The sequence below is a fragment of the Alloacidobacterium sp. genome (assembly GCF_035631355.1).
Lineage (GTDB): Bacteria > Acidobacteriota > Terriglobia > Terriglobales > Acidobacteriaceae > Alloacidobacterium.
The window spans coordinates 1-15245 of the sequence record NZ_DASQIX010000099.1 but is presented as its reverse complement, the minus strand read 5'-3'; the positions used below and the strand labels follow the sequence as shown (position 1 = coordinate 15245).

The following is a 15245-nucleotide window of genomic DNA, read 5'->3' as shown; positions in this document are numbered from 1 at the left end:
GTGCATGGCAGAAGCCAATCCCGGCTGGGGGGTTTCCATCTTGGCCTGTTGATTGGCTTTGAATCTGGAAACGATACCATCTTGTTGCGTGGTATCGTTTCCAACAATCGCCAACTATAGGGATTCGGCACGCAGACTGTCAAGGAGAAATTTTACTCGGACGCTCACCCGTTATGATGTTGACAACAAAGGATGGTATCGATGCCATCGAATTCGCTGTTCAAACGCGACCTTTGCATGCGCTCAGCCTTGCCTTTCCGTCTTTCGCAACGTCCTCAGCCAGGATCTGTGCGGTTGAAACCTCTGAGATGCTTTCCCCGGCCTTTCTGTCCCGCCAAGGGTCGCGAACCAGGCCAGCCAATTAATCTTCAGACTATTTTCAGGAAATAGGACTACTATCCGGTTCGTAACCCCGAAAGGAAACGTTTATGCGGACAAATCTCTTGCGCGGACTGGCGACCGCTGCCTTCAGCGCGGCATTGGCATTTTCAAGCTGCGCGGCGCTGATCGCCCAAGGCCCGTACCATGTTCAGGACAAGTGGAAGATTGGTGGAGACGGATGGTGGGACTATATGGCAGTCGATCCACAATCGGGCCTGCTGTATATCACCCGCGGCAACCATGTGATGGTGGTGAATACTACATCCGGCAAAGTCGAGGCTGATATTACCGGCCTGAAAGGCACGCACGGAGTCGTGTTCGATACCGATGGCAAGACTGGCTATATCAGCGACGGCGGATCGAACGATGTGGCCGTCTTCGACCGCGCCAGCAACAAGATCACCCAGACTATCCCGGCCGGGACCAATCCCGACGGCATTCTTTTCGAGCCTTTCACCAAGACCGTCTGGGCCTTCAATGGACGCAGCAAGAACGCCACCGTGATCGATTCAAAGACGAAGCAGGTCATCACCACCGTCGCGCTTGCTGGCAAGCCGGAATTTCCTGTCGCCGACGGCAAAGGCTCCGTCTTTGTAAACATCGAGGACAAGAACGAAACCGCCCATATCGACGCAAGATCGCATGCGGTTCTCGCTGAGTGGCCCAGTTGTGACTCACCTTCTGGTCACGCCATTGACACTGCTCATAACCGCCTTTTCTCTGTTTGCGACGGCAAGAAGATGGCCGTCCTGGACGCAAGCACTGGCAAGGTCGTTGCGACTCCGGAGATTGGCGAAGGTCCTGACGCAGCCGCATTCGATCCCAACACGCATAACGCCTTCAGCTCAAATGGCGGCGACGGCACTCTGACCATCGTCCATGAAGATTCGCCGGATTCCTACTCCGTCCTGCAGAACGTCGAGACCCAGCGCAGCGCCCGCACCATGGCGCTCGATTCCAAAACGGGAAAAATCTATCTCGTCGCTGCCGAGTTCGGACCGCGTCCCGCAGCGACCCCGGAGAATCCTCGCCCCCGTCCCTCGATGGTTCCCGGCAGCTTCGTCGTCATCGTCGTCGGAAAATAACAGCTCCCTCCTCAGATGGAAGCGGCCTGCCCCAAGGCCGCTTCCCTGCTTATAAATCCTCCAAAATGACACAAATTTAGACTTAAGTGCCGCGAATTTGCCTTCCCCGATGTATAGTTTTGCCATTGGGTGTTCGCTGTCTGGGCTGAGAAGCACTTTATTTTGAGGACGATGGCTTGCAGTTCCAAAAGTTCGATGACGCTTACCTCGATAGCTTGTGCAAGGGCGATCGCCGCACCGAGGAGCACTTTGTTCAGTACTTTAGTGAATTGATTCACTTGAAGTTACGTTCCCGGTTGAACTCCAGAGATGCGATCGAAGACGTCCGGCAGGAGACTTTTGCGCGTATTTTTGTGCTTTTACGCGGCAAAGAAGGCGTGCGCAATGCCTCCGCTCTCGGTGCGCTGGTTAACTCCATCTGCAATCATGTGCTACTCGAATACTATCGATCCCACTCTAAGAGCGAGGGGATGGAAGATGCATCGGAGATAGACATCCAGTCGCAAGATACTGATGTTCTCGACACGATGGTGTCAAAAGACACACAAAAGACAGTCCGGCAGATACTGGAGAAATTAAGCGACCGCGACCGGCAACTGTTGAAACGGATTTTTCTCGAAGAGCGCGACAAAGATGAGGTCTGCGCCGAGTTCGGAGTGGATCGGGAGTATCTGAGAGTGCTTCTGCACCGCGCGAAGCTTTCATTTAAGTCTTTTTATGTCAAGCACATGGCGTCATCCGGATCTTCCGGAAGCGGACGGGGAAATTTCAGCCGATACGTTTGGCTTTTCTCTGCACTATTCTGTTGAGGCTCGAAACCCATGGACCACTCTGAGGTTGTAAACGGATACGCGGTAGAAAAATATCTCCTGGGAGAATTGGGCCCCGAGGAGCGCGAGGCGTTTGAGGAGCACTACTTCGGCTGCGAAGAGTGCGCCGCTGATTTGCGCACCGCTACCATTTTCGTCGCCCAAGCCCGGAAGGAGCTTGCCCGCCCTGTACTTGTCGTGCAGCCCGAGCCCAAGCGCAAGCTCTTCAGCTTCCCGTCGCTACTGAGACCCGCTTTCGCAGTGCCCGCCATGGCGGCGATGCTTTTAGTGATTGGATTCCAGAATACGATTACTGTTCCCCGACTGGAACAGCAGGCTGCCGTCGCGACACAGCCGCGCATTCTTCCTTCAGTTACCCTTGTGGACGGGCAGAGCCGCGGCGCTGAGATCCGGACGGTGACAGCAAAGGCACACGAGCCATTCCTTCTCGCCGTGGACATACCGGCGGACAATCGTTTTTCCGGATATCTCTGCTCGCTGTATTCTCCTTCAGGAAAGAAGGTCTGGCAGCTCAGAATTGAGCCTTCGCAGGCTGCCGATACAGTGCCGATTCAGGTGCCGGCGGATGCCACGGAAACCGGCGAGAATACACTGCTTGTTCAGGGCATAACGGCGGATGCGCAAAGCGCGCCACAGGATATTGTGCGGTATCGTTTTCTTTTGCAGATTCAATAGAGTCGTAACTACATATCATTGAGCACGGAGATCTCATGGCTGAGAAAACGGCAGTAGATCCGATCCAAAGAACATTTCTTTATCACGCTGACGCCAACGCCATCGGCGGCACTATCAATCGCCCATTCAATGGTTTCGTTCCTTCTCATGCTTCTATTTCCCTTCCCATTGTCGGGGGTTTTTTGAAAAAAGAGCGCAAGGGACGCAAATGGAAAGACATTGTCAGCTATGAGAGCGAAAGCACACACGTCTCCGGCAGCAAGAAAGATGAGGATGGCCCGTGGACGACGCAAGTCAGCGCAACCATCGTCGGCTTGAACATTCTGGAAATTGTCACCGCGGACAAGATCGTGGCACAGCTCTCTGTCGCCCACCCGCAGGATGGACGCGAGCCGATTGTCTCCGTGATTGGATCCCAGTTTGAAAACTTGCGCATCAGTGGCCAGAAATTTGAGCCTGTCATCCGTTACGATCTTTTCTCAGAGCATGATGGTTCGACGGAGGATGACCCGACTAACCGATACCCCAAAAAAAGCTGGCCAAGACAGGAGCTATTCCTTAAGAAAGTTGCCGACCAGAAGGCGCAAGCCAAAGATAAGTACGTGGAAAAATACAAGGGAGCGGCGCTCCCTGGCTGGATTAGGCATCATTTTCACTGGGTTGACTCGGAACAGGGGCTGAATGATAGAGACTATATTCAATGCTCCCTGATCGACCATCTTCCCGAGATGCCGGAAGGTTTCCCAGGAGTTATAGTGGGAAATGCCATCTATATTCCTGGCTTTGGCAAGGTATATTTTGGAGAGGTCACCGTACAACACAAGACATTTACCGTATCGATGGTGAGAGCACAGCTAGGCTCTCCGGTAGGCGGATCCATTTCGGCAGCCACAACAAGATCCAATGGTGTTCCCGATGGTCCATAGTTTTAGTTGCAGCAGTTTGGCTATACGTCCTCGCCGGTTGTACACCTGCCGCAGTAAAGCATCCCGCAGCCGCCTACGATAACGTAGAACAGCTTATTATTCACGGCAACCTCGAGGAAGCGCACAGAAAAGCACAGCAGGCGAGTGCGCAACTCTCGCGATTGAGTCCTGAATGGGCGTGGAAATTCCGGCTCATGGACGCCAGAGCCCTATTGCGAGAGGGTAAGAACAGTGAAGTCCTATCGATGCTGTCTCAGGCTCCTCCTTTCGATCTGGACGGCGGAGACATCGCTCTAGGGCGCACCGTTCTTCAAGCGTGGGCATACAACTCGCTGGGGCGCGATAAAGAGGCCAGTCAGGCCTTGCAACAAGCCGAGCATCTGTCAGGCAGCCAGGTAGAGATTCAAGACAATCCCTCTCCTCTAAAAAGTCAGATTTATAACGCCTGGGCTACGATTTATCTTGAGCGGGGCGATCTGGTTCGTGCCGATGAAATCTTTCGCAGAGACTTGGAGGTGGCCAACAAACGAAACGACGAATACCAAATGGCCAGGACTCTTTTGAATCTAAGCGTCGTTGCGCTGCGACGAGAACGCTTCGATGAAGCGCTGGATCGATCCGAGGCCGCAGTTCATGTTGCCAAACAGATCAATGCTCGGAGTCTACTGGAAAAGTCTCAGGGAAATATTGCGTGGGACGATTACAAACTGGGGAATTTTGAAGAGGCGCTCGCTGGCTTTCGGACAGCGGAGCAGGAAGCAAAAACGCTGGACGAAGTTTCTGACAGGATGGAATGGCTGAATGATATTGGCCTATCTCTTTACCGCCTGGGTCATCTACAGGAAGCAGAAAATTATTACAAAAGCGCGCTCCAACTCGCACAATCATTCCAGAATGCGGAGAGAGAAGTTGAGGCCCATACAGCCTTAGCAGAACTGCTTTTACAACAGGGAAATATCCCTTTGGCTGCACAGGAAGCTGACAAAGCCCTCGATGTAGCACGGTCGTCAGGAAGAAATTTCGATGAAATGAATGCGCTATTCCTTAAGAGTTTGATTGCAGCGCATCAGCATGACACAGCAGAATCCACCCACATTCTGACTGCATTAGACAAGAATCCAACAATTACGCCATCTGAGCACTGGCAGGTGGAAGGTGCATTGGCCAATGTATATGCAGAGACAAGCGACAGCGCTGTAGCAGACAGGTGGTACCGGCAATCCATCATCACGTTCGAGACTCAAAGAGAAACCATTAAGAAGGAAGAGTCTAAACTTCCCTTCTCTACCAATGCAGATCAGTTATATGACGACTATGTGCGCTTTCTGGTGGACCATAACAAGACTAACGAAGCCCTGCGATGGTTGGGTCTTGGGCGGGCTAGGACTTTGGAGGAAGGCCTGGGCGTAGCATCGCCAGACTTCATTGCCGCAACGAAAAAAATGCTTGATCCGGTGCCGATTGCGCGCCGCCTTCATGGCACGATACTGATCTATAGCCTGGCACCGCAGGAATCGTACCTTTGGGCGATCAATTCATCGGGGACGCATTTCTTTAAGCTGCCGCCACAGGAAGAAATCAACGCGCATGTGAGGAACTACCAGCGCGCCATTCTCGCTTCGCGTGACACGCTGTCCGACTCCTCTATCGACGGAATTGCTCTTTATCGCATATTGATCGAGCCTGCAGCCTTGCTGATTCCCAAAGGTTCGCCTGTTTACATCATTCCCGATGGCAGCCTTGCCCGGCTCAATTTCGAGACTCTGCTTGCGCCCGACGGCGGCATTCACTACTGGATTGAAGACGCGGTCATCACCAACGCCAGTTCGCTGAAGTTACTCTCTGCTTTTCACCCGGAAGAGCGCGTGAAAAACCCGAAGAAACTGCTGCTCATCGGCAACCCCATTTCGCCGGAGCAGAAGTTTCCCGACCTGCCGAATGCCTCTGCTGAAATTGCGAATGTGGCTCGGCATTTTCCTTCCGCCGACGAGAACATCTTTGTCCAGAAACAGGCTCTGCCTGCGGCTTACACCGGCAGCAATCCCGGCCAGTACTCGCTCATCCACTTCGTAGCGCACGGCACCAGTAGCAGCGCCAGCCCGCTGGACTCGGCTATTGTGCTGACACGCAATCCGTCAGACCCCGATTCTTTCAAGCTCTATGCGCGTGATGTGATTCGGCATCCTCTGCACGCGGACCTTGTCGCCATCTCCGCCTGCTATGGCTCGGGCTCGCAGGTCTACGGCGGTGAGGGGATCGTCGGCCTATCGTGGGCGTTTCTGCGCGCGGGAGCGCATTACGTTATTGGCTCTTTGTGGGAGGTCAGTGACTCAACCGCGCCGCAAATTATGGACCATATGTATAGCGAGATTGCCGCTGGGCGTTCGCCCGCTGCCGCGCTGCGCGATGCCAAACTCTCGATGGTTCATGCACAGAACGTCTTCCGCAAGCCACTCTACTGGGCAACATTTCAGATCTATGGCGGGGCATAGAACCCTGATTTCCACAGCTACAACTTTTTGTAACACGTATTTCAAGCGTCACCATATTCCCGCAATAGCAAAAGGCCCTGGACTATACGGACGCTGCGCTCCAGCTTTTCGCTATTGCTGTTGCAATGTTTTCTGCAGGTTCTCTTGGAACTAATTACGTTTTCGACACATCGGCTTTTATCTCTTACCGCACACAGATACAGGAGGAGAAATGTCGCCCAGTGCAGAACATCGCAGACCAGACCACAGTTCCAGCCACGAGGAAGGCCCGTCTTTTCACGATTTAATTATGCCCTCAGACGATTGCAAAGGCGTCACAAAAGGGCACACGACCAACCCGGGTGAAGATCCGCTGGTCGAGCATATTCTCGATTTCCTGGACAAGTATCCTGCGCGTTTTGCGCCCAATATGCCGGTTAGTGGTTGCATTAGGGTCTGCTAAAGGAGGCACCACTTCGTAGATAGCGTTGGATTGGGTCACTGGGCCAACGCCCAGCGCTTCTACCCAAAGGCAATGGATGAAACCATTCTATTGATGGGCCCGTAGGTCCTTCTCTACTCTTCTTCCTGCAACATGCTCGCTGTAACGACGCGATGCTGCACATAGTTGTATGGCGGCACTGTATGTCCGCGCAGGATGGTGACTCCAAGTTGGATGAGCCGAGGCCCATAGGTGTGAGCTTCATGTGAGATGGAGCCGATGATCGGGCTGTGCGGCTTCTTCATCTCTTCCAGCACTTCAGGGATGCAGTCCTGTCCGACAATGGCGATGTTCTTTTCGCGCTGCGCATCCATCGTGGCCTGAAGCGCGCCGACTGCGCTGGTATCGGTCGCGGCGGCTATCAGAATGCGATCTGTGCGTGCATGTCTTCTAAAGAAATCACTCACGACGCGAGCGCTGGTTTCCCGCATTCCGCGCCCGTCAAGCCGGATAAACAACTCCTGCGGAATCTCCGGAAGAAGCGAGCGAACTCCCTCAAATGCGCCCGTAATGCGGCTTTGCACCAGCGACCCTGCCTCAGCTACGTCGAGGCCGAGGACCCAGTCCACTTTTTTCTTCCACTTTGAGATGGCATGGTGCGCCAGCAACTCGCCCGCTTCAAAGCCGACTTGAAAATTGTCCACACCGAAATAGCTGGCATGTGGATGCGGAATATCAATCGCAATCAGCGGAATTCCGGCGCGGGCAATGATATGCGCCAGATAAGGGGCGACATGCTCCTCGATCTGAAATTCGATGACAATGTCCACGCCTTCGGCGACAAATTCCTTCGCATTTTTGACTGCGGTATCGGCGTCATAGCGATTGTCGCGCACAATCAGTTCCACACCGGATGCGGCGGCGGCGGCTCTCAGGCTGCTGGTCACGGCTTCGGAAAAAGGCATTTCGGCGCTCTGGCCTGCAAAGCCGAACCGCATCTTCTTGGGACGAGAGACCAGGCGATACGAGCCATCCGGCGACTGCGCCACATAGCCGCGATGTACAAACGTTTTCAGAATGCGATAGACGCTGGTCTTGGAAATGTGCGAGCGCTGATAAATAGCCTCAAGCGTGATCGGCCGCTTCTCGCCTTCGAGCAATTCCAGAATGTCGAGCGCTTTGGAAAGAATGGGAATGAGATAGAGCCGCTTGATCTTAGGCTGAGACAATCGAGGCGCACCTCCGGAAACCGTAAGTATAGCAGCGCGGCTCAGGGCTCCCGCATAGCGGCAATGGTGAGAAGCCGGCAGACTTCCTCATCGTCGAGTTGGGAGAAATCGCGATAAAAAGAGCCGACAGCGGGAAAATACTCGGACAGTATCAGACAGGCGAACTCATGCGCAACGGCTTCGACCTCACGTTGCGCATGCGGCGGAGCCACAGGCACGGCCACAATGATCTTGGCCTGCTGTTGTGATTGCAGTATCTGAATGGCCGCGAGCATGGTGGAACCCGTAGCGATGCCGTCATCCACAACGATGGCATTTTGACGACTCATCATCTCGCTGGAACGACAGTTCCGATAGATCTCTTCGCGGCGGCGTAATTCCCTTTCTTCTTCACTGATCGCAGATGCAAGCTCCTCTTCTGTAATGCCGAGTTGCCGGATCATAACCCGGTCCAGGACGCGTATTCCGCCCGCGGCTATCGCGCCCATCGCCAGTTCAGCTTGTCCCGGCACTCCCAGTTTGCGCACCAGTAGAATATCCAGGGGAAGATGCAGCTTCCGGGCTATCTCAAAGGCCACAGGCACTCCGCCGCGGGGCAGCGCTAAAACAACCGTTTCCTTGCTGTCGGCGTAGCGTGCTAGTTTCCCGGCAAGGAGCTGACCGGCTTCGCTTCTGTCCCGAAACATAGTCGCCTCAGGTTAAAGCATGGACCTGAGCGGAGTTTGGGTAAATCAATCGCGCGCTCCGGCTATCGACTTGCCCTTCAGGTGCTTTTAATCTTAATGGCAGGACAATGTAGTTGTGCGCGTGCTCCTGATTGAGGACGAAACCCGGCTGGCCGAAAATGTAGCCGCCGCACTGCGCGAAGGCCCAGGGTTTGCTGTGGATTTGGCCGAAGACGGCGAAATTGGGCTGTTCCTCACACGAGACGGATGCTACGACCTGATCATTCTTGATCTAATGCTGCCCATGCTAGATGGTCTGGGCGTGCTCAACAAAATGCGCTCTGCCGGCGACACTACACCGGTCCTTATTCTGACCGCGCAGGGGGAGACACGCTCCATCATTGATCTGCTAAACGCAGGTGCAGACGATTACCTCAGCAAGCCATTCGATCTTGGGGAGTTGATCGCCCGCGTCAAAGCACTGATTCGCCGTGGCAAGGGCGCAGCGCATCCGACTCTCAACACCGCGGATATTGAAATAAATACGCTGGAGCAAACAGTCCGGCGAGCGGGCATGGTCGTTGATCTGTCTCCGATGGAATACCGGATCCTCGAATATCTAATGCACCGACCTCGGGTTGTCGTCTCTAAGCGCGAATTGCTTGAGCACCTCTACGATTACAACTGGGAACACCACTCCAATGTGATTGAGGCTCACGTCTCCAATCTGCGCCGTAAGCTCGACGCCTCGTCAGAGCAGCCGAGCATAGAAACCTTGCGCGGCCGCGGCTATCGCCTTATTGCCCAGAAAGGCGTTGCGTGAAGCCCTATTCCATAGCGCGACGCCTCATCGTCACCGTCCTGCTGGTTGAACTGGTCACTGCCGTTTGCGTCACTGGAATGGCATGGCTTTATGAACGGCACAGCCACCTCCGCTCCTTCGACATCCTGCTACGTGGACGCGCGGATTCGCTTCTTGGCTCGGTACAGGATGCTGAAGACGCTGACGATAACATCATGCTCAACAAGAGCGATATGGATGTCCCTGCTGAAGACGTTTATGAAGTCCGCGATGAGAAGGGTAGACTACTGGGGCGTTCTCCAAATTGGGACGGCGCAGCGACAGAATTGCTGGGACGGCACAGCGACGGCTACTTCAACTCCATCGTAAATGGAAGACATTACCGCTCTTTGCTGCTGCACGGTTTGCGGGTTGTTGATCCCGGCGACAAGGACGGCGGTGTTCCGCGTCACGTAACCATTGTTTACGGCGCTCCCACCAGGCGGGTGTGGAGGGCCGTGACAGGAGCGGTCAAGTTCTACGCGCTGGCAAGTCTTGTTCTTCTGCTTGTGACCGGCATCGTCATGGCATGGCTGCTGCATCGCGGCATGGCCCCCCTGCGCGCTCTGACTGCAGAGGCCGCGGGTGTTTCCGTCAACGCATGGCGTTTCCATCCGCCTGAAGAAGCACGAGCGACGAAAGAGCTTGCCCCGCTTGTGGATGCTCTTGAATCCACATTGCAGCGGTTGGAACATTCGTTTTTTCAGCAGCGGCGATTTGTCAGCGATGCCGCCCACGAATTGAAGACCGGCGTTGCCGTCGTCAAGTCCTCCCTGCAACTGCTTAGTATTCGGCAACGAAGCGCAGCGGAGTATGAGGCAGGGTTAGAACGCTGCGAGACCGATTGCGGCCGCATGGAAGAGATCGTAGCCAAGATGCTTACCCTGGCGCGCGTGGAGAGTACTGATTCGAAACAGGTGGCACCGCTCCTTTCCGCGGATGTCTCCGCTGTATTGCGCAAGACGGCAGAAATGTTCAGTTCTATGGCTGAACTTCGCGGAGTCGATATTGCCTGGTCGTTGCCGGGTCCACTTTACGCTGCGCTCCCAGCGGATGAGTGCGCTCTACTCTTTTCGAACCTCTTTTTGAATGCCCTGCAACATAGTACCCGCGGCACTCAAATTAGTATTTCCGCGCAGGCCAGGGAAGATATGGTCGAAGCCGTCATAAAAGACCGGGGCGACGGCATCCCTGCTGAAGCACTGCCTCATATCTTCGAGCGCTTTTATCGTGGTGACCCGTCGCGCAACCGCAACACTGGTGGAACCGGTCTCGGCCTTTCCATCTGCAAAGCGATCGTGGATGCCGCAGGCGGAGAGATCAAGATCGATAGCACTGTAGGCGTGGGGACAACGGTCAGTGTTCGGCTTCCGGCTGGGGTATTACGGTCGGTTTCAGTCGCCTCGGCAGCACCCCCCTTGTGCGTAGATCAATGATTTCATTGCGTTTTCCATTCTTGTCCACACAAATTATTGATGTGGCGGCGCTTGCGTCCAAATTATAGAAATCAAAAGGGCTGATTAGAGGCACCCTCATTGGTGCGTCTAACCAGCCCTTCAGTTTCATTTTATAAGGGGTGTCAAGTCCTCTCAGACGGATTAACGGAAACCCGTCCCTCAGCGACTAAAGCCGCAATCATTCTGGACTATTTCGGCATGGCTAAAGCGTGCCCTTATGCAACAGCAACTTTTTCAGCATCCTCCGTAAGAATTTTTCGCCGCAAAGTGGCGCTGAGGTTTCGCAGTGGCATTGTGGCTCATTGACAATGATTGATCATGCGTTTGCGGCGCGATGCCGGGTTAGCAGGTAATAGACGACCGGAGTCACGATCAGGCTGAGCACCATGGAGATGCAGAGGCCGCCAATAACGGCGATAGCCAATGGCTGAAGCATCTGCGAGCCGGAGCCCAGAGCAAATGCCAGAGGCAGCATTCCGCAGACGGCCGCGATTGCGGTCATGACGATGGGGCGGAGACGGCGTTGGGCTGCGTGCATCATGGCCTCGCGTGGGCTTGCGCCCTCGGCCCGGAACTTCTCGTCGGCATCGAGAAGCAGGATGCCATTCTTGGCCACGATGCCGATGACCATGATCAGGCCCATGAACGATGCCACGCTGAAGGTGGTTCCGGTGATGAGCAGCGCCATGACGACGCCGGATATCGACAAAACCGATGACGTGAGTATGGCGACTGGAGCGGAGAAGTTGCGGAACTCCGTGAGCAGAACGCCAAAAACGAGAGCCAAGGCGAGGAGCAGGACAAGCATCAGGTCGTGAAAAGACTTCTGCTGCTCCTCATATGTTCCGCCATATTCGACGCGCACATTTTTGGGCAGGTGCAGTCCCTCGACGGTGCGCTGCACTTGCGCCATGGCGCTGCCGAGGTCGGAACCTTCGAGGCGCCCCGTGACTACGATGTCCTGCTGCAGGTTTTCCCGGAGAATTTCGTTCTGCGGCGGAAGCTGCTCGATATTGGCCAGCGAGCCAAGCGTCGCTGTGTGTCCCGTGCTGCTGTTGAAGACCGTGCTTTTGATGGCGTCCAGCGATGCGCGCGTTTGATCGCCGAGGCGCACGCGGATGGTGTATGGACGGCCATTCGCGATGAGCGGGTCGGTCGGAGTCACTCCGTCGAGGATGCTGGTTGCGTCTGTGGCTACTTCCGTCGGAGTAAAACCGAGACGCGCAGCAAGCGTGGGATTTACCTTGAAGTCTGTTGCCGGACCGCTGATGGTGTTCTCGATGCCGTCCTGAACATCGACGACGCCCTTGATTTTGCCGATGGCGTCGCCGACGCGCGGGCCCAATTGGTTCAACAATGTCTGATCATTGGCGAAGAGCTTGATCTGGATCGGCTCAGGAGAGTTGGAGAGATCTCCGATCATGTCTTGCAATACCTGGGTGAATTCGACGTCGAGCTCCGGCTCGGTCCTCTTGATCTGTTCGCGAACGTCTTCCATGACTTCGTCGATGCCACGGTCGCGCTTGCTCTTGAGCTTTACCGTGATGTCGCCGGTGTTGGCTTCGGTCACGGCGGCAAGGCCCATTTGCAGGCCGGTGCGGCGTGACGTGCTCTCTACTTCGGGCGTTGCGCGCAGGATGCGCTCGACGTGCTCGAGTACTCGGTTTGTCTCGGTCAGCGAACTGCCTGCAGGCATGATGTAGTCAAGCACGAAGCCGCCTTCATCCATTTCCGGCAACAGATCCGAGCCAAGTCCCTGATAGGCAAACCACGTGCCCAGGACTAGGACAGCGCATCCAGCGGCGAGAAGGAAAGGGTTCGACAGAGACCAAGTCAATGCGCTGCGGTGCCAGTCGATAACGCGGCGCATTATGCGGCCATGCGTCTCGTGTTCTGATTCTGACGGCCTGTCGTGACGCGAGTGCAGCAGCGTCAGGCTGAGTCCGGGAGTCCAGGTGAGAGCGAGGAAGAGGGAGGTAATCAGCGCGGCTGTCATAGTGACGGCGAGCGCGCGGAAGAAGCTTCCGGTGACTCCGGATACAGAGATCAAAGGCAGGAAGACGACCACAGGGGTAATGGTTGAACCAATCAGAGGCACAGTGAGCTCATGCAGGGCCTTGCGCACGGCTTCAACACGGTTTTCTCCGGAATCGCGATGGAGCACGACGTTTTCGACGACGACAATGGCATCGTCAATGACCAGACCGATGGCCGCGGCAAGTCCGCCAAGGGTCATCAGGTTGAAGCTTTCGCCAATGATCCATAGAAAAAGAATTGTAACCGCCACGGTTACAGGGATGACGAGGCCGGCGACGACGGACGAAGTCCAATCGCGCAGGAAGAGGAAGAGGATGACGCAGGCCAGTATCAGGCCGATGAGAATGGCGTCGCGCACGCTGGAGATGCTGTCGCGGACCAGCTCTGATTGGTCGTAGTACGGCTCCAGCTTGACGCCCGGTGGCAGGTTTTTCCGCAACTGCTGCACTTCGTCGGCAACCGCGTTGGCGACGGCCACGGTATTGCTCGCCGGCTGGCGCGTGATGTTGAGCAGCACGGCAGGCTTGCCGTTCGCGGTGACGACGATATAAACCGGCATGGTTGCCGGCTGCACAGTGGCGACATCGGCGACACGCACCGGCGCACCCGATGGAGTCGTTTTGATGACGAGCTGGCTCAGCGTATCAGCGTCATGGACCTGCGCTCCGACAAGGCCGAGGATGAGCTGATGGTTTTCTTCGTAGAGGCCGGGTGATTGAATGATGTTCGACGCCTGAATGGCGTTCACCAGATCGGAGATGGTGACTCCGGACGACTGGAGGCGAGCCAGATCGGGCACAACATGATATTCAGGAACCTGGCCGCCCTGAACGGTGACAGCACTTACGCCAATGACGCGGTTCAATGGCGGCTTCAGCTCGTATGTGGCCATCTCCCATAGCTGCGTCTGCGATATCGTGTCAGATGTGAGGCTGTAGCCGAGGATGGGAAAGGTTGCGAAGGTGAGTCGGTTGGTGGTGATGCGCGCAGTGGCGGGCAGTTCCTGCTCCACTTTTGCCAGTGCCGCATCGGTGAGCTGCAGCGTGCGGTACATGTCCACGCTCCAGTCAAAGAAGAGGCTGATCTCCGCCGATCCGCGGCTGGTGGTAGAACGCACGGTCACGAGGCCGGGGACGCTGTTGATTGCGTCTTCAATCGGCTTGGTGATGGTGACCTGCATCTGCTCGACGGGCATGACACCGTTGTCAACGCCGATGACCACGCGCGGGAAGTTGGTCTCGGGGAAGACTGAGATCGGCACCTTGAAGGCCAGGTAAATACCCGCGAGGGTGAGAACAGCGACGAAGAAAAATATGGTGCGGATGGCGCGCTTGAGCCAGAAGGACTCTTCTACTGCGGTCCGCTTGATGGAGGCGTCCGTAATCACTGGCTGTCTCCAGGCTTGTCTGCAGATGGTTTCTCGTCGTCCGCCGCGGCCGTAACTTTCACTTTGGTCCCTTCATCGAGCCCGTAGGCGCCCTGATTGATGACGAGATCGCTGGTTGTGAGGCCGTTTGTGATCTGCGCTTCGCCTGTATCCTGAACGCCGACCTCGATCGGCTTTTTGTGTGCGGCGCCATCGGCGCCCACTACCATGACGGACTTGCTGCCGTCCTGCGCGGTGAGGATGGCGTTGACTGGGATTTTCAGCGCGTCGGGAATTGTTCTGGTTGCGATGGCCGCATGAATGGGCGTTCCAACCTTAAGCTTGCCGTTCTTGTTTTCCATTCGCAGCCAGACTTCAACCGTGGTGCTGCCGGGATCGAGGGCAGGGCTGATGAGCGAGACTTTGGCGGGGACAGGGTCATCGATTCCGGGAACTGTGACTGAGGCTGTGTCCCCCAACTGCAAACGCTGGGCGAGCAGTTGCGAGATGTGGATTTTGGCCAGCACTGCTGAGGTGTCCATGACGGTAAGCAATGGAGCGCCCGCAGCGGCTGTTTCACCGGCGAAGAGCGGCCGGTCAGTGACGACACCGTTGATGGGGCTGTGAATCTCGGAATAGCTGACCATGGCTTCAGCTCCGATGTACTTGCCCTTGGCGGATTCGAGCGTTCCTTGCGCTTCTTTGAGCGCAGCCTCGTGGCTGACGGCCTTCATGGATTCGAGGTGCTTATTTGCCGTATCGAACGCGGCCTGGGCCTGCACCAATGCAGCCATCGCCGTATCGAGATCGCGGCCTGGGATCGCACCTTCCGCAAAAAGC

11 protein-coding genes are annotated in these 15245 nt (G+C 55.7%); 7 read left to right on the top strand and 4 right to left on the bottom strand.

What is annotated here, in order from left to right:
- Window positions 1–428 precede the first annotated feature (428 nt).
- The 5 genes from VEV40_RS17515 to VEV40_RS17495 all read left to right on the top strand — a co-directional run bounded on the left by VEV40_RS17515 (window position 429) and on the right by VEV40_RS17495 (window position 6389).
- Window positions 429–1466, top strand: coding sequence for a YncE family protein (locus VEV40_RS17515; protein ID WP_324834193.1), 1038 nt, complete (start codon window positions 429–431; stop codon window positions 1464–1466).
- Window positions 1467–1642: 176 nt separating this feature from the next.
- Window positions 1643–2275, top strand: coding sequence for a sigma-70 family RNA polymerase sigma factor (locus VEV40_RS17510; RefSeq protein WP_324834191.1), 633 nt, complete (start codon window positions 1643–1645; stop codon window positions 2273–2275).
- A gap of 12 nt (window positions 2276–2287) precedes the next feature.
- Window positions 2288–2971 (top strand): zf-HC2 domain-containing protein, encoded by a 684-nt coding sequence (locus tag VEV40_RS17505; protein WP_324834190.1) that lies wholly within the window; start codon window positions 2288–2290, stop codon window positions 2969–2971.
- A gap of 35 nt (window positions 2972–3006) precedes the next feature.
- Complete coding sequence (locus tag VEV40_RS17500) at window positions 3007–3897, top strand: hypothetical protein (RefSeq protein ID WP_324834189.1); 891 nt, start codon at window positions 3007–3009, stop codon at window positions 3895–3897.
- 194 nt (window positions 3898–4091) lie between these two features.
- Window positions 4092–6389, top strand: a complete 2298-nt coding sequence (locus VEV40_RS17495; protein ID WP_324834187.1) for a CHAT domain-containing protein — start codon at window positions 4092–4094, stop codon at window positions 6387–6389.
- Between the two features lie 555 nt (window positions 6390–6944).
- On the opposite strand, the gene VEV40_RS17490 is transcribed toward VEV40_RS17495, so the two are convergent.
- The gene (locus VEV40_RS17490) at window positions 6945–8039 is read right to left on the bottom strand and encodes a substrate-binding domain-containing protein (protein ID WP_324834185.1); all 1095 of its coding nucleotides are present in this window, start codon (window positions 8037–8039) and stop codon (window positions 6945–6947) included.
- A 41-nt stretch (window positions 8040–8080) separates the two neighbouring features.
- Window positions 8081–8725: a phosphoribosyltransferase gene (locus VEV40_RS17485; protein WP_324834184.1), complete on the bottom strand. Its 645-nt coding sequence runs from the start codon at window positions 8723–8725 to the stop codon at window positions 8081–8083.
- Window positions 8726–8840: 115 nt separating this feature from the next.
- On the opposite strand from VEV40_RS17485, the gene VEV40_RS17480 reads away from it, so the two are divergent.
- Both VEV40_RS17480 and VEV40_RS17475 read left to right on the top strand, forming a co-directional pair.
- Window positions 8841–9527 (top strand): response regulator transcription factor, encoded by a 687-nt coding sequence (locus VEV40_RS17480; protein WP_324834182.1) that lies wholly within the window; start codon window positions 8841–8843, stop codon window positions 9525–9527.
- The gene (locus VEV40_RS17475) at window positions 9524–10981 is read left to right on the top strand and encodes a HAMP domain-containing sensor histidine kinase (protein ID WP_324834180.1); all 1458 of its coding nucleotides are present in this window, start codon (window positions 9524–9526) and stop codon (window positions 10979–10981) included. Before VEV40_RS17480 ends, VEV40_RS17475 begins: the two co-directional genes overlap by 4 nt.
- Window positions 10982–11318: 337 nt before the next feature.
- Here the strand turns inward: VEV40_RS17475 and VEV40_RS17470 are convergent, their stop codons facing one another.
- Together VEV40_RS17470 and VEV40_RS17465 are read right to left on the bottom strand one after the other, a co-directional pair.
- Window positions 11319–14426 (bottom strand): efflux RND transporter permease subunit, encoded by a 3108-nt coding sequence (locus tag VEV40_RS17470; RefSeq protein ID WP_324834178.1) that lies wholly within the window; start codon window positions 14424–14426, stop codon window positions 11319–11321.
- On the bottom strand, window positions 14423–15245 hold an 823-nt coding region (locus VEV40_RS17465; RefSeq protein ID WP_324834176.1), incomplete at its 5' end, for an efflux RND transporter periplasmic adaptor subunit. The genes VEV40_RS17465 and VEV40_RS17470, both read right to left, overlap by 4 nt.

Excerpts from the sequence above, each read along its gene's own strand:
- VEV40_RS17515 (WP_324834193.1), top strand. The coding sequence starts at position 429 with ATGCGGACAAATCTCTTGCGCGGACTGGCGACCGCTGCCTTCAGCGCG.
- VEV40_RS17505 (WP_324834190.1), top strand. The coding sequence starts at position 2,288 with ATGGACCACTCTGAGGTTGTAAACGGATACGCGGTAGAAAAATATCTC.
- VEV40_RS17500 (WP_324834189.1), top strand. The coding sequence starts at position 3,007 with ATGGCTGAGAAAACGGCAGTAGATCCGATCCAAAGAACATTTCTTTAT.
- VEV40_RS17495 (WP_324834187.1), top strand. The coding sequence starts at position 4,092 with ATGGACGCCAGAGCCCTATTGCGAGAGGGTAAGAACAGTGAAGTCCTA.
- VEV40_RS17485 (WP_324834184.1), bottom strand. The coding sequence starts at position 8,725 with ATGTTTCGGGACAGAAGCGAAGCCGGTCAGCTCCTTGCCGGGAAACTA.